General features: G+C 34.9%; 15 protein-coding genes and 3 pseudogenes. 12 read left to right on the top strand and 6 right to left on the bottom strand.

Annotated features, from left to right (window positions below):
• The first annotated feature begins 53 nt into the window (after positions 1-53).
• Both MCY_RS06115 and MCY_RS06110 read left to right on the top strand, forming a co-directional pair.
• Positions 54-3,404: an autotransporter outer membrane beta-barrel domain-containing protein gene (locus tag MCY_RS06115; RefSeq protein ID WP_007347505.1), complete on the top strand. Its 3,351-nt coding sequence runs from the start codon at positions 54-56 to the stop codon at positions 3,402-3,404.
• A gap of 679 nt (positions 3,405-4,083) precedes the next feature.
• A pseudogene (locus MCY_RS06110) lies at positions 4,084-5,172 on the top strand (MFS transporter); the annotation flags it as partial.
• 569 nt (positions 5,173-5,741) lie between these two features.
• Here the strand turns inward: MCY_RS06110 and MCY_RS06105 are convergent.
• Positions 5,742-6,146 (bottom strand): hypothetical protein, encoded by a 405-nt coding sequence (locus tag MCY_RS06105; RefSeq protein WP_007347503.1) that lies wholly within the window; start codon positions 6,144-6,146, stop codon positions 5,742-5,744.
• A gap of 2,124 nt (positions 6,147-8,270) precedes the next feature.
• Here MCY_RS06105 and MCY_RS10050 point away from each other — a divergent pair.
• Positions 8,271-8,367, top strand: a pseudogene (locus MCY_RS10050) (DUF4102 domain-containing protein); the annotation flags it as partial.
• A gap of 1,195 nt (positions 8,368-9,562) precedes the next feature.
• Here MCY_RS10050 and MCY_RS06095 read toward each other — a convergent pair.
• Positions 9,563-9,892, bottom strand: a complete 330-nt coding sequence (locus tag MCY_RS06095) for a protein tyrosine phosphatase family protein (RefSeq protein WP_007347502.1) — start codon at positions 9,890-9,892, stop codon at positions 9,563-9,565.
• Positions 9,893-11,149: 1,257 nt separating this feature from the next.
• Here MCY_RS06095 and parA point away from each other — a divergent pair.
• Entirely contained in the window at positions 11,150-11,779 is a 630-nt protein-coding gene (gene parA, locus MCY_RS06080) for a ParA family partition ATPase (RefSeq protein ID WP_007347501.1), read from the top strand.
• Positions 11,776-12,006: a hypothetical protein gene (locus MCY_RS06075; RefSeq protein ID WP_007347500.1), complete on the top strand. Its 231-nt coding sequence runs from the start codon at positions 11,776-11,778 to the stop codon at positions 12,004-12,006. Before parA ends, MCY_RS06075 begins: the two co-directional genes overlap by 4 nt.
• A 2,458-nt stretch (positions 12,007-14,464) precedes the next feature.
• Here MCY_RS06075 and MCY_RS06065 read toward each other — a convergent pair.
• Both MCY_RS06065 and MCY_RS06060 read right to left on the bottom strand, forming a co-directional pair.
• A complete protein-coding gene (locus MCY_RS06065; RefSeq protein ID WP_007347498.1) occupies positions 14,465-15,466 on the bottom strand; it encodes a bifunctional riboflavin kinase/FAD synthetase in 1,002 nt (333 codons plus the stop codon).
• Positions 15,466-16,311 (bottom strand): TIGR01459 family HAD-type hydrolase, encoded by an 846-nt coding sequence (locus MCY_RS06060; RefSeq protein ID WP_007347497.1) that lies wholly within the window; start codon positions 16,309-16,311, stop codon positions 15,466-15,468. Before MCY_RS06060 ends, MCY_RS06065 begins: the two co-directional genes overlap by 1 nt.
• A gap of 342 nt (positions 16,312-16,653) precedes the next feature.
• Here MCY_RS06060 and MCY_RS10335 point away from each other — a divergent pair.
• Positions 16,654-16,833, top strand: a pseudogene (locus MCY_RS10335) (integrase); the annotation flags it as partial.
• A gap of 663 nt (positions 16,834-17,496) precedes the next feature.
• A complete protein-coding gene (locus MCY_RS06050) occupies positions 17,497-17,856 on the top strand; it encodes a helix-turn-helix domain-containing protein (RefSeq protein ID WP_007347496.1) in 360 nt (119 codons plus the stop codon).
• Between the two features lie 490 nt (positions 17,857-18,346).
• Here MCY_RS06050 and MCY_RS06045 read toward each other — a convergent pair whose 3' ends face one another.
• Positions 18,347-18,553 carry an EexN family lipoprotein gene (locus MCY_RS06045; protein WP_007347495.1) on the bottom strand — a complete coding sequence of 69 codons (207 nt, stop codon included), beginning with the start codon at positions 18,551-18,553 and terminating at the stop codon, positions 18,347-18,349.
• A 1,054-nt stretch (positions 18,554-19,607) separates the two neighbouring features.
• Positions 19,608-20,333 (bottom strand): hypothetical protein, encoded by a 726-nt coding sequence (locus tag MCY_RS06040; protein ID WP_007347494.1) that lies wholly within the window; start codon positions 20,331-20,333, stop codon positions 19,608-19,610.
• Positions 20,334-20,728: 395 nt separating this feature from the next.
• Here MCY_RS06040 and MCY_RS06035 point away from each other — a divergent pair, with 395 nt between their 5' ends.
• Genes MCY_RS06035 through MCY_RS06015 form a run of 5 tightly spaced genes read left to right on the top strand, consistent with a single transcriptional unit; the run spans position 20,729 to position 25,178 of the window.
• A complete protein-coding gene (locus MCY_RS06035; RefSeq protein ID WP_007347493.1) occupies positions 20,729-21,049 on the top strand; it encodes a TrbC/VirB2 family protein in 321 nt (106 codons plus the stop codon).
• On the top strand, positions 21,050-21,358 hold the full coding sequence (locus MCY_RS06030; RefSeq protein WP_007347492.1) for a VirB3 family type IV secretion system protein: 309 nt from the start codon (positions 21,050-21,052) through the stop codon (positions 21,356-21,358).
• A 31-nt stretch (positions 21,359-21,389) separates the two neighbouring features.
• Entirely contained in the window at positions 21,390-23,735 is a 2,346-nt protein-coding gene (locus MCY_RS06025; protein ID WP_196793435.1) for a VirB4 family type IV secretion/conjugal transfer ATPase, read from the top strand.
• Positions 23,732-24,217 carry a hypothetical protein gene (locus tag MCY_RS06020; protein ID WP_007347490.1) on the top strand — a complete coding sequence of 162 codons (486 nt, stop codon included), beginning with the start codon at positions 23,732-23,734 and terminating at the stop codon, positions 24,215-24,217. The genes MCY_RS06025 and MCY_RS06020 overlap by 4 nt, the downstream gene beginning before the upstream one ends.
• Positions 24,204-25,178, top strand: coding sequence for a TrbL/VirB6 family protein (locus MCY_RS06015; RefSeq protein ID WP_007347489.1), 975 nt, complete (start codon positions 24,204-24,206; stop codon positions 25,176-25,178). The genes MCY_RS06020 and MCY_RS06015 overlap by 14 nt, the downstream gene beginning before the upstream one ends.
• Positions 25,179-25,225 lie beyond the last annotated feature (47 nt).

Raw genomic sequence — 25,225 nt, 5'->3', positions numbered from 1 at the left:
AATATTTTATTTTCTATATAGAGAGGGGAAAAATATTTTAGGAATACATCCATATGAAAAAAAGCTTCTTACTATACACAGTTTCGGGGGTTATGTTTTATTCTTCTTCCAACTTGTCGTATGCTCTTCATAATACGGCTCCCTTATCAACGATAGATCTCCCCTCTCCACGCCCCACACATACTAAAAATCAATTAGCTACAGCTAGAGTTTTTAATTCATACGGTCCCAAAAGAAATGTAAATATATTACCTCCACTATATCAAAATGCATCATATCGGCATCCACGTTCAGCATCTAGCCTTACCGTTCTAATTTCTTCACCACCATCTAATTTCACAGAAACGTTCATTATCCCTCCTCCTCCTAGGACTGAAATTGAAACGTCTATTTCTACAAGCACTGTACCTCACCAAAGGCAAGAGAGAGAAAATTTAAGAAGCAATACAAACCCTACAAACTCTAGAACATCTACAAACACTTCTGAAAGAACGTCATTCCCCAATTTAACGATTGAAGATATAACTTCTTCATCGAGACAAAAATCTGAGATTAGTCAAGAAAGTACACACACATCAAAAGCTCAAATGGCAGAAAATGTACAATCTCCACCTAATTTAACCATACAAGACATAATTACACACTCTTCAACGACAGGAATGGAAGTAAAGTCTAGAAGACGTTCAGGTGCGCCTTCCTTAACTACAGACACTTCAAGTGAAAAAATGCCCTCAATCTCTGCCATATCCTTAAAACCAGAACCAATACAACCATCATCAAATTTACTGCCAACACCTGAAAAACCAGCAACAGAGCTATCACCCTCTCCTAATGAATCAGGACTTACATCGCCAGAACTTTTAAGGCCCACAGTCGAAAAACCAATACCACCACAACCGTCAGAAACTGAAAAACCAGGGACTAAACCATCAGCATCTACAAGACCGGAATCTCCAAAACCAACAACAGAGCAACCACAAACGCTTAAAGAACCAAAGTTAATATCTTTAAGGCCCGCCGCGGAACAGTCAACATCATCACAACTGCCAAAATCTGTAAGACCAGGAGCTGAACAAACAGAATCTGCACAAAAAATATCTGAAAAACCAGTGCCACCGATAAAACAACCTGAAAAGTCTGCACAAATCGAAGCTATAAGCTCTAGAGTTGAGGTTAATAACGGCAAGACCGTAACTCTGCATAACAAAAAAATACAAGACAACAGTTTTGCTATACATGCAAAAGGGAATAATTCAAAAATCCATATGATCGGAGGAACAGTTAATGCGGGTTTTGTTGCACTAAGTGTATCAAATGGTGGAGAAATTGAAGCCACAGGTATTACTGTAAAAGCAGAAACAACTGGTTTGGTAAACATAGATGGGACAATTACCCTTAAAGATTCAAGTGTAAATGTCACAGGAAGTTATGAAACAGATGGTATTGTTTTCCGCAATAATCCATATCATGCTCTTAGACAACGATATACACGCAATTCTGAAAGAAATATCCCCCCCATTCAACAACAAGATATGATCAGTAAAGTAATGCTAGAAAATACAAAACTTTTCGTTGAACAGGGTACGGGTATCAACCTTTATGGAACAGGTGTAAACGGGGAAGTCAGCCTTACAAATTCCAAAATTCATGCCGATGTTTTATTAAAAAATATAAAAAATGAAAACGCCGCCACAAACGCTATTATGCTCATTGCAAACCACTCTTCTTTAGAAGGGCGAGTAAGAACGTCTAAAGGCAATAGAACAATTTTTGATCTAAAAGAAGGTACGAGATGGCTTTTAAAGGTAAATAAAAACGCTGTCAATAATGATAATGATTCAAATGATCATGTACGATTTAGTGTTGATGAAGAATCATATTCTAACCTTTCTGCATTACGCCTTACAGACAGTATCATTCTGTTTGACAAACCAAGGGAGGGACATTACCAAACTTTGTTTATAGGGCCTCATCTTCCACAAGCAGGTGAAACAGCTCAAAAAACAGCGGTTTATAAAGCAACAGGTGCTACAAAGGTTTATGTCAACACTCAATGGGACAAAAATTCTTCTATCGCAGAACAAAAAACCGATCGCATTGTGATTAATGGTGACGTATTAGGCCAGACTGTTGTTTACATCAATCTCCAAGAAAAAAATACAAAGATAATAGATAGCGCTACTGTTTGGGGAGAAGATATGGCTTCTCTTCCTTTAGAAACCCATGGAGTTTCAATTATTCAAGTTTCCGGACAAGCAAACGAAAATTCCTTCCAGTTAGCAGGAAACTATATGACAATCGGAAACCTACCTTATAAGTATGTACTCACAGGCTATAAACCTGGAACATCTCATGAGAGTCAAAATCTTTTTGGCAAGAATAATAACTTCTGGGATTTCCGCTTACAGAATGCCTACCTTGATAAGGATAAAAAAGTTCGAGCACTTTTACCACAGGTAGCAAACTATTTAACCCTATCTAATACTTTATTCTCTGCTGGATTTTCTGATGTAAACAATCAAAATATGTTGTTAAACAATATGCGAACAACAGTATTTGGAACAGAAGACAAGAAAAAAAATGGCATCTTTTTTTCTTCCTATGGTGAGAAAGCCACCTTATCTTCCAACCGCGATCCACTCCACTATGGTTACGGTGCTGATATAAACTATACAGCTTTACAACTAGGAATCATATTAGCTACATTAGAAGGCAAAGACATAAGCACACATTTTGGTCTTTTAGGAACATACGGAAAGCTTAGTTTTGCGCCAAAAGGGATGCAAGATTCTGAAAAGACAACACTTGATAAATGGTCACTCACCGCTTATAGCAACATTCAGCATAACAATGGTTTATATGCAAACACACTTCTTTCCTATGGAGCTTTAAAAGGATATATTACGACAGCTCTTGTTGGGAATGCGGCAAAATTAGATGGTACTGAGATTCTTAATATATCTGCAACCATTGGTCAGAAATTAGCAACCGACACAAAAGGATTGGTCTTTGAACCACAAGCACAGTTTATTTATCAAAATCTCATGTTTGATACATTCTCAGATGCCAATGGCTTAAAAATAGATATGGGCAATCCACACCAATGGTTGGTCCGCATTGGTGGACGTTTAACGAAAACAGTAATGGCTATTGAAGAAAGCAAGGCCGTTTCTTTCTATGGTAAAATGAATGTTATCAGAGGCTTTGGTGATAATAAAACCATAAAAATTGTGGATACTTTTCCTCTTGATCCTAGCGGTTCTTCAGTTGAAGGAGGCATGGGTGTTAACGCATATTTTTCTCAAAGAATCGTGCTGAATGCCGATATTAGCTATAGACAGAAACTACAAAAAGCTGGTATTTCTAGTACTAATTTGTCTGGTGGAATACGTTATTATTTCTAAAACAAGAATTCAATTTTAACTTAAATAAAAGGGTCGTGCTTTGTGCTGCCCTTTTACGTAAAACAGTCCCCTTCAAATGGAATATACTTATATTGCCAATTCACACGCTTTTTTTAAGAAAACATCTCTCAATCTTCTCAAGCCTAATTTCGCAATGGTGTTCATAACACAACTACCTCGTGAGACAACTTGCAATTGTAAATGGTATAATGATAAAACCCCTATGGAAATAATATAAAATCTACAGAGCACCACCATCGTTATGCTTAACAAAAAAGCGCAGTGGCATTATCATGCACTTTGCTGCCTCTGACGTGCAACAACTTTTAGCACTTGAGACCATTCATTATAGGAATTTTAGGCAATTCTTAAACGTTTTTTATCTGCACGACTCCTCGCAAAAAAACTGGATGAAACGAGTAGATTTATAGCTAAAAAAGAACTTATATATGATAATATCTGTTCACTGATATATTCATTCTTTAAAAGGATAAAAACTTCTACTAAAATCAAAATATTGGTCTAAATGCTTATTTTATGATGCATATTCCCTTGAAGTTTATATCGCCAATTTTATTAAAGGGAGTGGAACTTTAACTGTCGAAAAATTTAATATCGGATGGTTGAGATGGATTTATTTTAAAAAAAGAGCCCATTTTCTCTTTTTTCTTCTCTTTTTATTTCTAAAGTTGGCGACTATGCTTATGAAGTTGTTTTTATTTTTCTTGTCTTAGAATTAACAGGTAACTCCTTTTTTATAGGTCTTGTGTATTTTTTTCGCTTTATCCCTTTTCTTTTTTTGGACCTATAGGCAGTTGGTTAGCGGATAATTTTTCTTTGAAGAAAAATATGATCTTAAGTGAATTAATGAGATTATTTGCCTCATTATTCGTTTTGATAACCTATATAACAGGGAGTGCTCATATTATTATTCTCATTTTTACAGCAATATGTACAACAATAGGAAAGAGTGTTTTTCAACTGAGTTTTCAAGCTGCTATTCCCAGAATATTTTCCAAGAAAGGATCTGACAAAGGCAAATAGAATTGCACAAATTATAGAGGAAACAGCATCTGTAATTTGCCCTTTAGTTGTGTTCCCTATTGCTTCTTTTCGCCAACAAACCTGCAGTTCTTATTTTTGATTTTTTTACCTATCTTATATCTATTATCGTGTGATTTAATTTCGTGAATTTAGATTCAAGCGAGAATAAATCATTTAATTTCATAAAAATTTATTTATTACACTCGTTGGCTCATCAGTTGCTATTCTCTTTACGGGTGCAATTTTAAGATTTTTAATTCCAGCTTTTGTTCTTTCTGCAGATGAAGAGGAAAGCCTTGTGAGTTCTATTTTTTCTCTCATGGCTGCTGGAACGATTATAGACGGTTTATTATATAGTAAAATTATATTAAATATTACAGCATTGAAGCTCATGGTATTTTGGCTTCTGTATGGAGTTATTCTGTTTGTTATACCTTTAACTTCAGTCCTTTATTTAAAACTGCTTCTCGCGTCCGCCTTTATTTTAGGATTGATTGGTACATTTGTGGATATTAGTTTAGTTTCAGCCATTCAATTATATTCTCATCGTGAAGATTTTTGTAAGAGTTTTGGAACCTTTTCAACTCTAGCAAATTCTGCTGAAGCTGTATCTGGCTTTATTGCTGGACTTTTTGCACTCGTAAGAGTTGTGAGCTCTTTTTTAACGATGTCTGCACTCATTATTTCCACTGGAATGATTAGCATTATAAAAATTAAGAAAAATAACATGCGAGATTCTGATAACTTTAAACGCTATACATTGAAAAACCACGAAGCATGGAATTATAATGGCTTTATGATGTGCAAACGAATGATTTTGATTGATTTATCAATATGAGAAGAAAAAGTATAAAACCTTACATTATGCAATCCCAAAGGAAATAATATACTACTTCAAAAGGAAGCCATTTCATAAAGCACCATAAGCTGGCCTAACTATTCTTTTGATCTCCTCCTACCCGAACTAAAAAATGCAGATCCCTACCACACCAATCTGCAAACAATGCTCTTTTAACAAACCACCTTATTTTTAGCTTCTTCCCCTTAACTTCCCACAGCGTATGGTTCCTACCACCACGTTTCAAAGGATACTATTTTAAATGAACACTGTTTTAAGTACTGCTTTGTATACGTTTTGAAAACATCGTTTTTGATACAACGAATAATAACAATAATTTAAATATGCAAACACACTTCAAACACGGACACTTAACAAACACGACCTTTACTCAAATCAATGCTCCATCTCCTCATTGTCATTGCTTAAAACAACTGACATTGACCAAATTTGGATCATTCCTCTGTTTCTTTTACACGTCCAGCTATTTGCATAGCTCGCGAAAGATCATTGATTGCACCTAAATGCGTTTGAAGTAATTCACTATTACGCAGTAATTTTTCTTGTAAATCAGACAACAAACTTTCAACCTCATTTTCAATATCTTGATTCATGTAGCGTTTTACATCGCTCATAGATTTATTAAGATCCCGCAATCCTCGTATTTTACATAAATTTATTTCTTCGTAATCTGGCACACCACTGCTCTCTAGCATATTGCTTTCATAATCAATCACTTGGGCTAACCCTTTAACAGCAGAGATAAATTTTGTCATCGCCCAATCACGATCAATAAGATTATTATCAAGAACTTTTGCTTTTGCTGCAAAACTATCATCACCATATTGCACTACAGACATTTTTATTTCCCCTTCAATCATATTGTTCAATCTTGCTTTCAAATGAGGGAGATTAAACAGTTTCTCTTCAATGCTGATACATTCAATTGCACTCGTAGCGCGAGCATTGCTCAAACAACAGCACCACAACCCTTAAAAGCGTATACTCCTTGCAATTCTCAACGCATTCTTTGAAATACTTTTTCTTGCTTTGCTCCAAAACTATTATTGCTGCTGTATAAGTTAATCAAAATGCTATAAACTTAAAAAAACTTAAACCTCTACGCCGCAAGACTGAAATTTTCACATTCACTCTATTTTGTTCGTTTTGTACTCTATTTTGTTCGTTTTGCCTACTTTATCGTCATCAAGCCTTCAACAGAGAACAACAATACTCTAACTCTCATCTTGCTCTGACTATCATCTTAGCCACAAAAAAACATCTGCCAACAAAAACTTACAACGTATTTTGCAATATCTCGCAACCTATCAAAGACTTAAAGCCTACTTAAAATTTAGCATTTTACTGAATAACTTACTGATCACAGCATTTTATCCTCTATAACCTTATGGCTTTCCCCACACCTAACCCTGTATACCTTCGACACCGCATAGGATGGCATTCTACAAGATTAGCTTGCATCCATTTAAAAAGGACACACCTTCCTGTCCTGCATACTCTGCACACATGCAATTTTTCACACAAAACACAAAAAGAATGTTCTTTTGAACAGATCAGCCATATAGCGCTATTAAAGAAGGCATCTTAAAATAGCTAAACAGCCCTCAATCTCCCTTTTTAAATTATCATTCGCTTTTCTTTGCAGTGAATAACTATATAAGATTTTTTAAACCTTTTCAAGAGTTTCTTAGTCTGCCAGTTCGATATGCTTTCAATCGCATAACGCATAACTTCCCCCCATATTGATATTTTTAGTATTTCACATCATCTTTCTGTAGATTATTTCACTCCATAACACATAATTCACTCTTAAATATTCCTGCTTTACATGCGCTGCTGGCACAAAAACTGAAAACAATCATTTTATAATAAAGGTACAATTTCTACGACGAATTTCCTCTTATTTTCAGGGTCCTAAAAAAGTTATTCTCTTTCATTGAAATGTTTGTCCAGATAAATCGATATATTGATTTAATTATTATTGATTATCCTAAATAAATATCTTAAAAATCGTAGAATTATCGCCTTTCACATCTCTTCTACGTTGAATGAATTAAGCTCATTTGTTTGCATATTACAAACAAAACCTAACGGACTGATAAAGTACACTAAAAAAAGACGTTATACCTCTTTCTCAAAAACCAAGGACTATTGTAAACATTGGATGTGCATATATGACGATGCCAATTTTTTGCTTCATTAGGTATGAAAATAATAGCACTCTATAGATTTTATATTACTCAAACTTTTATCTTATTTCATAGGAGCCTTACCGTTATAGCGTTCATGATCGACACGTTAATTTATAAAGGTAAAACATCTGCTTTCAACTTAAATCCAAGTCTCAAATATCGTAGGATTTTCTTCTTGTAACCTTTCTCCAATTGAACCCGTTTACTTACCCATCCCAAGCAGAGCTAGCGTAAGAGTAAAGTTACTAGAAGAAAGGAGTAAAAATGCCTCTTATGAATGCTCTCAAATACCAAGGACTAGCAACACCCAAAAGCTGGTAAAATATGGAATGATGTTGGCTTATGACTTTGATAAGCGCAAAGATGGTGATGCTCTATAAATTTATCTTATTCATGAAGTTTTATATTATTCATAGGGGCTTTATCGTTCTACCCTGCATGGCCGCCGTCATGAAATGGGGATGACAAGCTTTAAAACATATCTCTTTAAAAAAGCATGTAAATAAACAACCCAATGGCGCTCTATTTTTCACAAGCACCATTATGCAATATGGTTACCCTAAGAAATATTTCTTTAAAACAAGCGCCCAAATATCACAACACATTGATTTATAATGATAATTTACTATTTTACATATTGAATTAAAGACCCGAATATAGTAAGACTTTCTTATTCTAAACCCTCTCAGATTGAAACAATTAACATCCCTTGCTTGCATGTCATAAGCGGAACTGGTGTGTGGGTAAAAACTATATAAGAAAGGAGTAAAAATGGCTCTTATGAACCATCTGAATTCAAGGGTTGTCCGCAACATTGAGAGTTGGTAAATATAATGATGGTGCCAGCTTGCTTCTCCATAAGCATAAATATAGCAACACAAGTATATTCTGTTTGAAACATTTTTTCTCCATGCAAGAATCAACCAATCTTATTATGAGATAAACGATCTAGAAAGCATGTTTGACGTCCTCCCTACACTTCAAATGACAGTATTTTATGATATAACAGGATAAAAAGAGGTTTCTGAAACACAAAACCTACAAAATCAATCAATACTCATTTTAAAGCTTTTCTTTTTATGCCTTACAGGGTTCTAATTCTTCAAGCCTTTATAAAAAGAAAAAATTTTAAGCTTGCCTAATATGTTGTATCAGCATATATTACAATCTGTAACATATTGTTATTCATAAAATCACCTCCAAACGAATAGAAAGAGGTTCTTATGACTGATCTTGTAAAAACCGCTATGCTTTATTCAACCTTGATCATCAGCATCAATGCTTTTATTGTTTTAGCTCTCGTAATAGAGATCTACTAAAAAGATTCTCTTTGCTTTTTAATGAAATACCTAAACTTTTGGGTAAAATTTTCAAAGAAGAGCGCAAACTTAAGACTAAAAAAACAATTTAACACAGCAGATTAATCATAGATTGATTTCAACTGTTGTAGCTAACTGCTTTTGTTTTACCAATTATTTTTTATAAGCGTTTTTTTATAGTCAAACACAATTTTTTATTCTCTTAAATCATCATAATCCTTTTAAGGGTAACCTCCCCCACTTCCACGTTCAATTGAAAAACAAAACACTACAAGCTCCAAACTTTGTAGATTTTTCATGAAATACATATCTGTCATGTACTTGTACGTATACTTTAAATATAAGCCTAAAATATAAGCCTATTTTCACTCGTAAATACTGTAAAAACCTTGAGTTATAATATATAATACATTGATTTATATGTCTAATTTACATATTTGTTTTACAGAAACATTTCTCAACGCTTCCCATATCCATTTCATGATGGCGCCCTTTAATGGGAAATTACATTCCCCATACAAAACAGAGCGCTCTTATGTTTCTCATTCACGTGCTTTTTTAAAGAAACATGTCTTAAAGCTCATCACACCTATTTTACAATGGCGTCCATGAAGAAAAGTCAAGCAGAAAGTGCCAAATGTAGAAGGTGCCAGACAAAAATTATTTACAGATTATTTTTACAAATCAGTATCGATTTAAAAATCTTTGTCTTTTAGGACAAGGAGGAAGCGCATGAAGCATACGTTAAAGAAGCGCTAAACGATAAAGATGCAGCGAACGTGTTCCACGATAACAATAAGCGAAAAGAGGAAAAGAAGCTGTCTTTAAAATTGTTTGCATAGTTTCAATATCTGATTTTTCTATGGTCGGAGGAGAAATGGGAATATGATAGGCTTCTATGCCATATTCATTTGCGACCGTTTTTATGCTAGAAAAACTAGGTTGATGAGGCTCCTCATTATCGGGGCGGTTACAGATGATTGTTTTAAAACCAGCTTGTGCCAATGTTTTGATATCTTCTATGCTAATCTGGGCACCAATAAAAATATCAGGTTCAATTTGTTGAAAATTCATTTTTATTTATTCCCAATTGCACAATCTTCACGATACTCTTTGGTCTATAAAAACATGATAAAGGAAAATTTTTCAACGACATCTTAACAAAAATCTTCTGTTTGTCGAGAAGATATACTTGGGAAAAATGAGTTATAAGGTGTCCAATATCTTTATCCGCAATATGTTCGTTATTCAACCTTATGAAAGATAAAGAAGTGCTCTCCTATGGAACATTCATTGTGTTTATAAAGCATAGAACATCCCATTGTGTTACTTGTTTACATCCATAGATATCCTTATATCTCTTCAAACTCATTTTACCCTTTCGAGCATAAAGAGTATATCCATTGTGTCTTCCCATCTTTACATTCAAGAACAATTACAAGCCGGTCTCATCATCATGCACAAGCCACTGATGCTGCCAACAATTTTTGACCTTAAGACTCTTCATAAAAAGGCACTTTTATTTCTACCTTTAACAATTTTTGCTCACATGATAGCTCTGCTTTTGATATGCAAGAAGGTGATTTTAATTGTTGCAATATAAGAGAGCTTAAAATGAGAAAATCTTACAAATTTCGGCTTTCTTATTCAACATGCAAAATCCCATTCAATATGCAAAATAATGAATGATGATCAATCAATATGTTGCTAAGAAACCATAAAACTTATGGCTTACGGCTTTTTATAGAATGCTTTGTGTGCCTTTTATACGGAATGTGAAATTCATTCTTTTTTTATCGTTTTAGGTGTCTATAGCATATAAATGAGGTATATTGGTAACGGAAAAAAAAAGAAGATGAAACAATGATAAAAGGTGAAATAAAAATAATATTTTCTTGATCATCGCATAACTTTTCATACATTTTTATGTCTTCAAATGTACATGTTTATTATATATTTAAGCGTAAAGCTTTCTTGTAGAATTTTATGAAGTGAACCACACAAAGGAAATCAAGTGGAAAGTACGAGATAAAGATTACTTACAAATTATTTTTTACAGATCGATATGGATTTTAAAACCTTCCCTTTAGTGCTGGGAAGAAGGGTGTGTTTATTGTTTCAATTTATTTTTTATCCTAAAAAACATCATATTCATAATGTTTTTTCCTAGACTAAAAGAATATTAAAGATAAAATTGGGAGCTGTTGTTTTTATCCTAAATTTTTATCCTACAAAATGAGAAGGGTGTTTATTTTACGCGTGCTTGAATGCTTGCTTCTTTTGTTACTTTCTGTATAATCGTAAAAACGATAATGCTGAAAGGCCTCATGAATGATCATTGGACTTTTGAATCAAAAAGGAGGTGTCGGAAAAACGACATTGAGCGTGAATCTTGCAGCCAGTTTTGCACGTACTGGTGCACGCATATTGCTTATTGATGTTGACCCACAAGGAAGCGCATTGGATTGGGCAGCTGCACGTGAAGATGCTCCTTTATTTTCAGTTATTGGTTTACCACGTGCAACGGTTCACAAAGAGGTTACACAGCTTGGTCGTAGTTATGATCATATTATTATCGATGGTCCTCCGCGTGTGACCGATCTTGCTCGTAGTGCTCTTATGGCTTCAGATTTGGTAGTGATACCTGTTTTACCTAGTCCCTACGATATTTGGGCAGCCGATGGAATTGTAAAGCTGATTGACGAAGCACGCGTTTATAAAGAAAATCTCAAGTCTGTTTTTGTTATTAATCGTAAAATAGTCAATACAGCAATAGGACGTGATGTAAACGAAGCTCTTGGCATATACCCTGTACATGTTCTTTCTTCTAGCGTTGCCCAACGCGTGATTTTTGCAGAATCAGCAGCACAGGGGAAAGCTGTTTATGAAGTTGATCAGCAAGGCCCTGCAGCAGCAGAGATTGAAGCTGTTGCAGCCGAAATCAAGGAGTTTGCACAATGAATAAAAAAATTAAAATTGGCACGAAACCAACCAATAAATCAATTCCTTTAACAGCTGATGCATGGGTAGAAAGCCAAAAGGGGTGCATGAATGAAAGCATGAAGCGTCTCACGATTGATATACCAGAAAATTTGCATCGGTTAATTAAGGTCAGCTGTGCAAGTCGTGGTACCAAAATAGCAGATGAGGTACGTGAATTACTTTCACAAAAATACGGGAAAGTGTAACAAGTGATAGACGATAATAAGTTTGCATTAGTTTAAAGGCTTTTTTCTAAAGATAATATCGATCGTTTTCACACAGAGTTAATCGTGATAAAAGCCTCTCTTTTTTACGAAGAGCACTTTATAAAAGTTATTTTTCCTGAGATCCTCTATCATCTAATGCAATAGCTATAAACCGATGAAAAATTCTCCATTTCAAACTTTTTTCTATCGATGTGATCATCATAACACTTCTTGATATCTTATATTGCAGCTGAGCAGCTGAATAGATAAATTTATTTTTCCAGAAAAATTGTTTTAATAATGATTTTAAACGTGAAATTATTTTTTGTTCACTTTACTTAATATTAATATATATAAATGGATTAGCATTGATTATTTTTTTGCTATACAGCATTTTATTTTTTAATTATATTTATGTTTATAAGAAGGATAAAAATAACTAACGTTTATTGATATTGATGCACTTTAAGACTTTCAATAAACAAAAGAAGTCATTGAGTATGTTATAAAAACTATTTCTTACATTTATATGATTTTATAATCTAAGGTATTTAATGCTCCTGTTATGCTACACAAGAGGGTGAGTATTTTTTGTTTTTATCAGAATATATGATAGCTTCGTTGAATTTCTATTGGTATTAAAAAAATGCAGGAGAGATTAAAATTTTTTTCTCGGCGGAATGATTAAGGGTGCAATCAATTCATGAAAAGACATATTCTTTCATTTGCAGCAAATTTGTAAAGGATAGAGGCATTACGAATTTTTGACAAGATATTCGTGCATTTTTCATGATAAAATAGTTCCTAAAAGAAAATAAGTGATTAAAAAACTTTTTGAAAATGTCAAGATATCAAAATTTCTGCTGAAGTTTTAACACTCCAAAAACAAAGAGTAACCGTACAAAGAATAAATGCAAGCGGTTCTTATGATTTTATATATTTGCCTTGCAATTGTGCGTATTTGTCAAAGAAAAATGAAACGCCAGATCACGATACAGGAATGACGTGGAACCAAGATCATTACGATTAGGATAAAATAAAAGAGGGGTAAAACCATAAACAGTTTTATTATAACAGCGCTATTGCTTTGCGCGGAGCTTATCATTGTTGGTTGTGAAAAAACTACAGCGTAGCAGAATTTAGAAAGATAAAACTGAAAAACAACAAGACACCAATTGAAACATAAAAAATTTTGATGATAACATTTTCCCTGCCTTGAAATTATCACTGTCGGTGATAAAAAAACTTACAATGTAGAAAACTTTAAAAATTGTCTTATTATATCGTAACACATCGTTATTTATAGCAGTGATATAAGACATGTAAGCTTCCTCAAAAAATAACGAGTTTTTTTAAGAGACATATCTTAAAGCCTATTCCCCCTTTTGCGATGTCCTTTGTAATAGAGTATAATGATAAATCTCCCATGAATAATATAGAATTTATAACTTCCCATCTTTATGCTTAATAGAAGAGCATACCAACACCATCACACATTTTACCAGCTCTTAAGCGTTGCAAGCTCTTGGGGATAGCACAGCCCTTGGTATTTGAGAATTTTCATAAGAAGCATTTTTACGCTTTTCTTGTCGTATTTTTATCTCCTCGCCACCCCCGCTTATGGCGTATCAAAGTATAACTTTTATTGCTGTAACCTACACAACTTCGCAATGAGGGAATCTTACGCTATTTAGATTTCTAATTTATATTGAAAATGATGAATTATCTTTATACATTGATGTATTGTATCCATCGTCAAAACTATTAGAAATTCTTAAAAAATACGTCTGCTTTCCGCAATAATTTCTTTTTATCTGCAATCGATCACTGTCCTCTTAAATATATAAGAAAAACAAGGCTTAAAACATTTTCCATTGGTTTCATTCTGGTTTACATGACTGATGAGAACAAAACTGCAACTAACTACTGATCTCCTTCATGAACCTCAACAAAAAACCTGCTTAAAAATATTTATCACATGCTAAAATTTTTACATTAACCCAACAACAACATCATCAATGATGATAAAGTACAAACAACATAACATCACTAAGACAAATCAGAAAAAAAGAATTACTAAGCTCTTAAAATACAAGAGTCATCGATTTTAAATTTATAAAATTTCAAGATTGAAATCGCAAGCAATTTTACAAATATCATTTCTCCTTCTTCACATTTATTATCATTTGCCAATACGCTTTATGCTTCTTCATTTACTGCATCTTTCATCATAAATTTTAACGGATCAGAAAGAAACAAGCAGTAAACTTTTGAATGATAATAAAAGCCATAAAATTAACTTTGAAAAAGATAATGTCTAAATCAGATCTTCAGATATTCGATTCTCCCTCTCAACAACGGGAAAAGCATATATTCCATGATATTTTGCAATATCTCTTAATAATTATAATCACTTTAAGTGCTATTTTTACTGCTCTTTTATCTTTTTCAGATAAATTTAGGACATATTTTTAAAAGTGAGCAGTTTATCCAACTTTGATAATGGTTGTACAGTCTTTAAAATTTCTTTTGCTTTCTTTTCATCATGTTGCATTTGTGCAATCAAAGGTTCAAGCCCATTAAATTTTTCTTGTCCTCGCAAAAACTGGAAAAAAGAAACGGTACAACTTTCCCCATAAAGATCATCGTTAAAGTCAAACAAATAGGTTTCTAAAAGTGGAGCCCCATCTTTAACAACCGTTGGACGACAACCAAAACTTGCAACTCCATCATATAAAACACCGTTCGCACGACGCAAACGCACCGCATAAACACCATGTGCCAAACGAACTTGAGGAGACAACATCTGATTAGCGGTAGGAAATCCTAAGAGGCGTCCAAGTTTATCACCTTGAACAATATTGGAGCACACTCGATAATGATACCCTAACAAATGGGCTGCTTTTTCCACTTTTCCTTGTGAGAGAAGCTGCCGAATAAAACTAGAGGAAATGATCAACCGTTGTGGATTTTGAGAACAAGAAAAACAAGGAACGAGCACAACCTTAAATCCATATTTTTCTCCCCTTTGGCAAAGAAGCTGTGAATTTCCACTTTTTTGATGCCCAAATTGAAAATTTTCTCCTGTCACCACAACGGAAACATCAAAAACTTCCTTTAAAATGGACTTAATAAATTCATCTGCTGAAAGAGCGGCAAACTGTGCAACAAATGGCTGTTCAACGACTCCATCAAAACCAAGGATTTTAAAGATTTCAGCTTTTTCATCAGCCTCTGTCAAACGATAGACAGGCGCTGAACGTTGAAAAAAATTTTTTGGATGTGGTTCAAAAGTTAAAACAACGGCTGGTTTCTTTTTTATACGTGCAAAATCAAGTGCTTTTTGCAACACTACCTGATGCCCGCAGTGAACACCATCAAAATTTCCAAGAGCCAACACAGCCCCTCGCCAAGCTAAGGGAAACGTATGAATTCCCTGAAGACGCAAAAATTTAGCCATTACTGAAGTGCCCACATAATTGCCTGTGGTTTATAACCATGACGTTCAAGAAAAGAATGTAAAGCTTGCTTATCTACCACACCATCTTGTATATAATCATAACAATGAATCCCCCCCATAATATAAAGGGCATCAAGACCAAAATGGACTGCCCCCTTAATATCAGTCAAAAGACCATCACCGATAGCTAAAACGCGACTTTTTTCCACTATTCCACGCATTTTTTGAAGTTTTTCAAAGGCACATTCATAAATAGGCCCATGGGGTTTTCCAGCAATGCGAACCTCCCCTCCTAATTGTTGATAAAGACGCGCCAATGCACCAGCGCACAAAAATTCCTTATTTCCATAATGAACAATCACATCAGGATTAGCGCAAATAAAAGGTAAATTCCGCGCCCGCATGCGACGAAACATCTTCTCATAAGCAGAAGGGTCTTCATCAAAGTCCTCAAGAAAACCGCTACAAACGATAACAGAAGCTTCCCATTCTTCAACAAATTCACACTCTAACCCTTCAAATAGCACCAAATCACATTGTGGACCAATGAAAAAAACTTTACGCGGAGCACTGCGAATAAGATCGCGCGTTACATCTCCTGAAGTGATAAGAGCATCATAATAATCATGATAAATATTCATACTTTTTAATTGGGCAGCAACTCCTTCCCGTAATCGAGGAGAATTGGTCAATAAAATGACACTTTTCCCCATTTGTCGAATTTTATACAACGCCTTCAATGCTGGTTCAAATGCATGAACACCATTATGCAAAACACCCCACACATCGCAAAAAACAGCATCATAATTTGTTATAAAAGTCTCAATATGGGTAAGTTCATTCATGATCCACCTATCTCTATTTATCATTTATCCAGCTATCTTTTACTTCAAAACTACTTATCGAAAGATAATAGCTCTGTCATCTGCTTTCTCAAACCATATCCCAACTTTGTATCGTCTATAGAAACCACAAGAAATGATAAAATAAATAAGTTCTCATTAAGTTGTGCAAAATTCTAAAACGCTTGATAACAAAAGCTTATTATTTCCAAATGCTCATTTTTCTCATAAAAATTTCAATTCTAACAACAACTGTGTTCATACAGTTTTTTAGCAAAAACACTCACTTGCACATCACAAGCGAGGCTGGCGTGTGGGTAAAAATTGTATAAGAAAAGAATAAGAATGGCTCTTATGAACCGTCTTAATGCAAAATCTGTCACAACATTGAGGGCCAGCAAATATAATGATGGCACCAACTTATTGCTTCACAAACATAAAGATGGAGGTGCTCAATAACTTTATCGTTCTACCCTTCACGAGCATCACCGTGAAATGGTCTTGAATGCATTAAGACATGTCTCTTAAAAAAATCACTTCCTGAAGTATAAAATTATGGATTTATAATAAATGGACTCACATATTGAAAAACATTTCTTTAAAACAAACCTGTGAATGGACAACAACCCAATCTATATATTTTGATTTTATTTTATATGATATGAAAGGGGTTCATTCGTGAAAACTTTCCCCTATCATCAAGATATCTCAGCTGTATAAAAACAAATCATTTTGCTCAATCACATAAGAAAAACAAAATGATTTCTTTTGATTATTGGCTAAAGACAACACCGTAGGAATACCTTAAGCTTAAAATCCAAGCTTTATCTTTGTGAAAAGAAGAACTGAAAACATGACTTGAATGAGTCAGCATAAAAAATTGAGAAGCAAACAGCCTTTTATTAAAAAAAACGATCCATCTCAAGAAAAACTATTTTTATTGCCAATCTCCTAAAATTACTTTATGAGTTAAAGAATATCTTGGTCGCATACGCAACGACCAATAGGGATTAAAAGCCTGAAAAACTCAAACATGAATTGATCCCGCTTTGCGGGTATCCCGGAATTTCGGGAGATTTTGCTATGTCCAAGTGCTTTTCAGCACTAAAAGCAAAATTCTGATTTGAGTTCAGTACTTTTAACTCCCGGAATACTCATGCGAGGGCGCTCACAGTCGGAGGGGGAATAATGCAAACTCAAAATCTTAATATTGATCTTTTTATTGGCAAAAAAATTGGCTTTAAGCGAAAAACGCTGCAGATGTCTCAAAAGAAATTAGGTCAACACTTAGGCGTAAGCTTCCAACAAATCCAGAAATATCAAAAAGGTTTAAACCGTTTAAGCGCAGGACGTTTAAAAGAAATTTCCGAGATTTTAAATGTTCCAGTTTCCTTTTTTTACACTGATATTATCAAAAAAAAGAATACCCCGTACCATTATGATGAAATCGCCTCGAGCAAAGAGGAACATTGCTCTTGGCTTCCTCCCCACATCTCACAGGATGCAAACCGTTCCTCAAATCGGTTGATAAACAATCCACCTTCTTAAGAACCGTTCCTTCTCAGCTTCCCATTTCATAGGGTTCCTTTTCCAAAATTATATGAACAACCCCTCCCCTGAATATTTACTGCACTCTTTCACCCAAACACCCTATGCATAAAATTTTATGCCTTACATCACCATACCTCAAATGATGGTGTTTTACAGCACCACAGGCCAAGCATCCATACGTGTAAAAGGATAGCTCCCGCTTCACACTGTGGATACTCCATTGATTTTATACGATGTGCATTTGATCTACTTAAAGACTTGTAAGATGTTTGCTATAAAGGCTTAGTATCTTTTATATATCCTAAAAGCATGTTCCTTCCTCTAAAATCTCAATGCAACACCAACGCTATCATAGACAACGTGATCCTATACTCTCGTGAGAATAATCCTCAATTTAACAAAGTTGAAACAAACAATATAATTACCAATACAATTTGGGGAGCTCATCTGAAAGATGAAAAAAGCTGTGTTTTCAATCTATAGAAGGCTACTCTTTCGAGAAAAATAGTTCAGTATCTGCTTGGAGGACATTTTGACAATTTTTAGATTCCTTAACAGCTAATCCCGAAAGAAAACACTTCTTTCCCCATTCTTCCCTTAATTTTGCATCTTTTTTAAAATCTTCCACACTATAGTTTTTTTCACACCCCGCTACCAATAATAGAGCCGTACATAATAAAATAAACTTTTTCATTTTACCCCTCTTTAAATACCTTAACTGTTAACATTATCCCCAAAATGGGTTTTGAATTTTCATACTGTCTGAGCCTATAGTTTTTATTATCATTTACTTACTTTATAAAGTGCCCCCCCTGTGCAAAATAATGTAAGAAAAGCTCATGATAAGCATCGTATGAGTTTGTTACAAAATACAATGAGAAGGAAAGAGCCAAAACTGAATACAAATGACAAAATGAGAAGACGCACAAATGCTTTTATCTAACTGATCTCAGATAGAGACACTGCAATAGGAACTGTTATTCCTCTGAAAAAATCTATAAGCATTATAACGCTTAGTCTCATTCTTAATAGACTAAAAAACAACCAACGCAAAAGAACTAATGTTTTTTACATATACTTTGGTTATTGATTTCTCCCCTTATGTTATTATAATTATTTTATACTTAGTAATATCAAAGTATAGAGAAAATACTAATAATACAAGTCATTTTTATGAAGTTTTTTTCGTAAAGATCTATTTGAAATCTATCCATTACGTGGAAGCCAACATTTAGAAGCAGATAATTTTATATGAAAACTTTGCAACGAATGCCACAGAGTGATCACGCTTTAAGCAATGAAACAGACTTGATCCAATACTGAAGACACAATTCTGATTTTTTAAAAAACTTTTGCTATGAATTTTTTAAGCCATTGTGAAATATTTTATCTGCTCTATCAAACATGACACCATTTGAAGGTCTGTTTATTTTTTACTTTGATCAATTTCCTTCTAGAAATCCATTTCTTGAACGTTTTTTATTTTCTCACTTTATCCTTCAAGCCTCAATACCTGAAAGCCTTTTGTCCCAACAATGGCACTCCCCTTCTCGTTAAAGCACATGAGTAAAAGCCAAAGAAGCTATTTTGAATAAAAATCTCTCTTGAAAACGAATAATATTCTCCGTTTCATTCAAAAATGAAAATAATCTCATGGTTTATTCCAATTGAGTTTTATGACCTTGTTGCAGTTTTATTGCTAAAGTTTTCTCTAGCAAGGTTTAAGAAAATATGTTCATTAAAAGCAATCACGGACCTGCAAAAGGGTTGTAAGATCCATTATCGCGTCGCCATTTTAAAGGTTCAGTAAAATGGCTTGACCAAAGACCAATCTTGTTGGCACGTGCTTTTTCTTCAGCATGATGGTATTGGCTTGGTATAGGATTTCCGCCCTCTTTTGAAAGAACTAACATACCTTCTGTAAGACCAACCTCGGCCAAATCAATTCCTTGAACAAAACATTGTGCATAATAAATACCATTTCGCATAAAAGCCTGCTTACAAGATAAATCCTGACCAAGTGTTTTGGTGACAAGCCAAGCCATTGTAACCGCACCACAAGGCCATTCTTGATCCTTTAATCTTGCTTTTTGACGAGGAGCACATGTATCCACCCCATAAAGATGAATATCACGGGTAGTATGGGATCGCCAAGATTGTGCCACAGGCGTCAATAATTTAAATGTAACACCACTCGTAACAGATGCCCTACCATGAAAAACAACAACATTATTGGCAACATCGTTTAATGAAACATTTTTCTGCAAATTAAGAGCTGGTTCATTTGTTTCCAATTCCTGTTTAGTGATCGATTTAACCAGCTTTTCTTCTTCTCGATAGAGATCGACAATATCTTGGATATCTTGCATCTTAAATGGTTTAAGAATGCTGAAATCTATTTTATCCTTATATTGGCTTAATCCCCACACTATGGATCCCATAATGTAAATAATAACAATCAATTTAAACAGCATTTCTTAACATGCTCACTCAAAAAATTCATTGTTTTCTTATCCTTTCACATTATTTATCAGCAATCCTCTTGTTTTTAAAGAAAAAATCCTAATATAGGTGTTGCACATTAACTACATTTTGTAAAGAATAATATTCTCTCTTGCATTGTTTTAATATTATTGTTTTTCCCAATATATACAACTTAAAATTGCCATTTTCATGTAACACAATTCCAATTTGAAAAGACTTCTGTCTCTTTAAGAAGAAGAGTTTGGAGAGTGAGCAGCCCCACTCTCAAGACCTTTAGAACAAATAAGGAGCAATAAGACTGTAATAAAATGACAGAATTCTCCAATTTTTAGAGACAATGGAACGTCAACAGATGAACAAATATTGTTTGTTAAAGAGAGGTAAAATGACAGATAATAGATTTCAGAACGCCATTTTTATCGTTATCATGCTGCTTTTTACAGCAGTACTGGTATCCGATCCTTCTTATGCTGCTTCTACTAGTGGTGGAGGTGGTTTGGGAAATCTTGATGGTGTTTTAGACAACATTGTCACAATGATGACGGGTACAACAGCAAAGCTTATTGCCATTATATGTGTTGCTGCTGTGGGGATTGGCTGGATGTATGGCTTTATTGATTTACGCAAAGCAGCTTACTGCGTTCTTGGTATTGCTATTGTTTTTGGAGCTCCTGCTCTGGTGGGTAAATTAGCGAGTACAACCTAAATGAACGAAGATACCCTTTTCCTTGCCTGTACACGCCCGACAATGTTTGCTGGTGTTACAATGGAAGCGATGGCACTCAATGTTATGGCAACATCCATTCTCTTTATTTTGACCAGTGGTTTTACCATGTTTGGTCTTGGGATTGGGATGCACTTTATTTTGCGTGAAATAACAAAGCATGATCACAACCAATTTCGTGTATTATTTGCTTGGCTCAATACCCGCGGGAAACAAAAAAATCTGAACCGATGGGGAGGAGGATCTACCTCCCCCTTACGCCTTATCCGCAATTATAAGGAACTAAGTTAAAGGAATTGAGCCGGTGAAACAGACGACAATGATGAAACGGGAAACTTTACCTGAAGAATATATTCCCTATATACGTCACATCAACCAACATGTTATTGCTTTAAATTCACGCTGTTTAATGATTGTGATGGCTATTGAAGGTATTAATTTTGATACTGCCGATATTGATCAATTAAATTCTTTACACAACCAATTAAACACTCTTTTGAAAAATATCGCAGATGAACGAGTTGCTTTATATTCTCATGTCATCCGTCGTCGTGAAACGATTTATCCTGAAGGCCATTTTTTTTCATCTTTTGCAACCAAATTAGATGAAAAATATAAAAAGAAAATGGTTTCGCAAGAACTGTATAGAAATGATCTTTTTATTTCACTGCTTTGGAATCCCGCAGCAGATAAGACTGAAAAACTCGCTGCATTTTTTCAGCGCTTGAGTAAGGCAAAAAAAACACAATCTGAACCCGATGAGGAAGCTATTCGTAAAATCGAAGAGTTAAGCCAGGATCTTATGCAAGGTTTGGAAGAATATGAAATCCGTCTGCTATCAATCTATGAACATGAAGGGCTTTTATTTTCTGAACAAAGTGAATTTCTCCACCAGCTAGTGGGTGGAAGACATGAACGTATTCCTCTCACATTTGGAACAATTGCTTCAACAATTTACTCAGACCGTGTTATTTTTGGAAAAGAAATTATCGAAATTCGCCATGAAAGCAATGAACGTTTTGTAGGCATGTTTGGCTGGAAAGAATATCCTTCTAAAACACGCCCTGGGATGACCGATGGTTTGCTGACAGTGCCATTTGAATTCATCTTAACACAATCCTTTGTCTTTAAAAGTAAAGCAGCCGCCAGTGCAATTATGAATCGCAGGCAAAATCAAATGATTAATGCGGCCGATCGTGCTAGCTCACAAATTGACGCACTGGATGAAGCGCTAGATGATTTAGAATCAAACCGTTTTGTTTTGGGTGAACATCACATCTCTTTAGCCGTTTTTGCTGATCATCCCAAAATATTGGCTGAAAATTTATCAAAAGCACGTTCCCATTTAACCAATGGAGGTGCCGTAATTGCCAGAGAAGATTTAGGATTGGAAGCAGCATGGTGGGCACAACTACCCGGCAACTTTAATTATCGTGCGCGTTCAGGGGCCATTACCAGCAGAAACTTTGCAGCTTTATCGCCCTTTCATTCTTTTCCCGTTGGCAAGCTAAACGATAATATTTGGGGTGCTGCTGTAGCTTTGCTCAAAACACAAGCTGGTTCACCTTACTATTTTAACTTTCATTATGGTGATCTTGGAAACACTTTTGTTTGTGGTCCATCGGGCTCTGGTAAAACAGTGATTGTTAATTTTCTTCTTGCACAATTACAAAAACACAACCCAACCATGGTTTTTTTTGACAAAGATCAAGGAGCAGAAATTTTTGTGCGTGCTGGCGGAGGGAAATATAAACCTTTAAAAAATGGACAACCCACTGGCATTGCTCCCTTAAAGGGCATGGAATACACCGAAAAAAATAAAATCTTTCTTCGTAATTGGATCTTAAAGCTTGTAACTACTGAAGGACAAACAGTAACAGAAGAAGAGCGACAAGATATTGCCAAAGCTATTGATTCCTTGGAAAATCTACCCCCGATACAACGCTCTCTTGGAGCTCTTCAATTGTTTTTTGACAACACATCGAAAGAAGGAATTGCCATACGGCTACAACGCTGGATTAGAGGTAATGATTTAGGATGGGTTTTTGATAATGATCAAGATGATCTCAATTTAAATGCACAGTTCATTGGCTATGACATGACCGATTTCTTAGACAATGAAGAAATTCGGCGCCCCTTGATGATGTATCTCTTTTACCGCATTCTTGATCTGATTGATGGAAGACGCATTATTATTGTTGTTGATGAGTTCTGGAAAGCTTTAGAAGATGATTCATTCAAAGCTTTTGCGCAAGATCGGCTCAAAACAATTCGTAAACAAAATGGCTTGATGCTCTTTGCAACACAAAGCCCCAAAGACGCCTTAAACTCAACAATCGCGCACACAATTATTGAACAATGCCCTACCCAAATATTTTTCCCAAATCAAAAAGCAAATTACCACGATTATGTTGAAGCTTTCAAGCTCACTGAGCGTGAATTTGAACTAATACAATCAGAATTAAGCAGAGAATCCCGTCGTTTTCTCGTCAAACAAGGACAAAGTTCTGTTGTTGCAGAACTTAACTTACGTGGAATGAACGATGAGATCGCCGTTTTAAGTGGCACAACAAAAAATATTGAACTTATGAATGAAATTATAACCGAATATGGTGTAGACCCTGACAAATGGCTGCCCATATTTTATCAAAGGAGAAAAAATCAATGAAAAAATATGGCTTAGTAACACTGTTATCTTTTTCTTTCATTTCTCATGCAATCTCACAAACGCCCCCTGATGCTGATGAATATTATAAACAAGCACTCGAAAACACCCAAACATTAGATGCAGCAAAATCAGAAACAGCTGAAAGCATTTATAAAAGTGCAATCGAAACTGCAAATAAAATCAAAGAAATAAAGACCAAACTTGAAACTGTTTCATCAACATCAGAAAAGAAACCTGAAGAATTGCAAGCTCTTAGACAAGAGCTTCAGGTAGAACTTTCTCTTCTTCAAGCCAATCTTCAAGTAAGTTCTTTAAAACTTCAGTCTCTTGGTCTGATTCAAGCAAGAAATACGAAGACAAGAGATGAACTCCGTGAAGAAAAGGAGCAAGAAAAGCGTAAACAACTTGAAGCACACTTAAAAGAAAAGGAAGAAAAATTAAAAGAAAAAATTGAAAGTACTGTTACAGATGTCAGACTATAGTTTTGCTCCCTTTGCAAGCATTTCTGGGTATATTTTAAAACCCCTCGACAATGTAATGGACTCAGCGGTAAGTGGTTTATCTTCTGCTATTTCAGCACCCTTAAATCTTGCCGCAATCATTTTTATCTTTCTCTATGGTTATAATGTTATGACGGGTCGCGTTGCACTCTCCATGCATAGTCTTCTCAATAATGTTGTTAAAATTGTTGTTGTGACAACAATGGCAACGAATGCAGAGACGTTTAATACATATATCAAAGATATTTTCTTCAATGATTTGTCCAACGCTATTGGGAATGCGCTCAACAGTAATCCTGCAAACTCGAATGTTTTTGATTATATTTTATTAAAGGCAAGTTCTAGTTATCAAAAAATCTTATACAATGCTTGGTTTTTTGAAAAAATCGTTGTGGGGCTTCTTGGTTCTATTATGCTTCTGGCCGTTATTCTCTTTTGTATAGGTGGTTTTATTGTCCAAATGTTTGCACAAGTTGCACTGGTCATGATTATAGGTCTTGGACCTCTATTCATTAGTTTATATTTGTTCAATGCAACGCGAAAATACAGCGATGCATGGATTACAACTTTAGTCAATTTTACCATTTTACAAGTTCTTGTGATCATGCTTGGCACTCTTATATGTCAAGTTATCCTGCAAGTTCTTAACGCTTCATATGATTCAATCTATGTTCTTTTCCCACCTGTCATCGTTATTTCGATCATAGGAGTTATTATCTTCCGTGCACTTCCTGGCATAGCCACAGCTCTCGCCTCTGGCGGACCATACTTTAACGCTGGTGTCTCTTCAGGAGGACAGATTTTCACGATGCTCTCTGGTGGTGCAAAAACGGGTAGTAATGCAATAAAAAGTGCGGCTTCAAATTTCTCAGGAGTAGCCGGTAGTGCGGCTAGAAATGCTGCAAGAGTAGCAAGATCTGGAGGTGGTCGTGGCCGATTTTAATATAAAATCTCCCTTAAAAAAAACCAGTATTTTTGTTTTTTCCTTGC

This window comes from Bartonella rattimassiliensis 15908 (assembly GCF_000278215.1).
GTDB classification, from domain to species: domain Bacteria; phylum Pseudomonadota; class Alphaproteobacteria; order Rhizobiales; family Rhizobiaceae; genus Bartonella; species Bartonella rattimassiliensis.
This window is presented reverse-complemented; position numbering and strand designations above follow the sequence as displayed.

Coding starts and splice junctions, on each gene's coding strand:
- MCY_RS06075 (WP_007347500.1), top strand. CDS start 11,776: ATGAATAAAAAAATTAAAATTGGCACGAAACCAACCAATAAATCAATT.
- MCY_RS06105 (WP_007347503.1), bottom strand. CDS start 6,146: ATGTCTGTAGTGCAATATGGTGATGATAGTTTTGCAGCAAAAGCAAAA.
- MCY_RS06045 (WP_007347495.1), bottom strand. CDS start 18,553: ATGAAAAAGTTTATTTTATTATGTACGGCTCTATTATTGGTAGCGGGG.
- MCY_RS06050 (WP_007347496.1), top strand. CDS start 17,497: ATGCAAACTCAAAATCTTAATATTGATCTTTTTATTGGCAAAAAAATT.
- parA (WP_007347501.1), top strand. CDS start 11,150: ATGATCATTGGACTTTTGAATCAAAAAGGAGGTGTCGGAAAAACGACA.
- MCY_RS06060 (WP_007347497.1), bottom strand. CDS start 16,311: ATGAATGAACTTACCCATATTGAGACTTTTATAACAAATTATGATGCT.
- MCY_RS06095 (WP_007347502.1), bottom strand. CDS start 9,892: ATGAATTTTCAACAAATTGAACCTGATATTTTTATTGGTGCCCAGATT.
- MCY_RS06115 (WP_007347505.1), top strand. CDS start 54: ATGAAAAAAAGCTTCTTACTATACACAGTTTCGGGGGTTATGTTTTAT.
- MCY_RS06030 (WP_007347492.1), top strand. CDS start 21,050: ATGAACGAAGATACCCTTTTCCTTGCCTGTACACGCCCGACAATGTTT.
- MCY_RS06020 (WP_007347490.1), top strand. CDS start 23,732: ATGAAAAAATATGGCTTAGTAACACTGTTATCTTTTTCTTTCATTTCT.
- MCY_RS06015 (WP_007347489.1), top strand. CDS start 24,204: ATGTCAGACTATAGTTTTGCTCCCTTTGCAAGCATTTCTGGGTATATT.
- MCY_RS06035 (WP_007347493.1), top strand. CDS start 20,729: ATGACAGATAATAGATTTCAGAACGCCATTTTTATCGTTATCATGCTG.
- MCY_RS06065 (WP_007347498.1), bottom strand. CDS start 15,466: ATGGCTAAATTTTTGCGTCTTCAGGGAATTCATACGTTTCCCTTAGCT.
- MCY_RS06040 (WP_007347494.1), bottom strand. CDS start 20,333: ATGCTGTTTAAATTGATTGTTATTATTTACATTATGGGATCCATAGTG.
- MCY_RS06025 (WP_196793435.1), top strand. CDS start 21,390: ATGAAACGGGAAACTTTACCTGAAGAATATATTCCCTATATACGTCAC.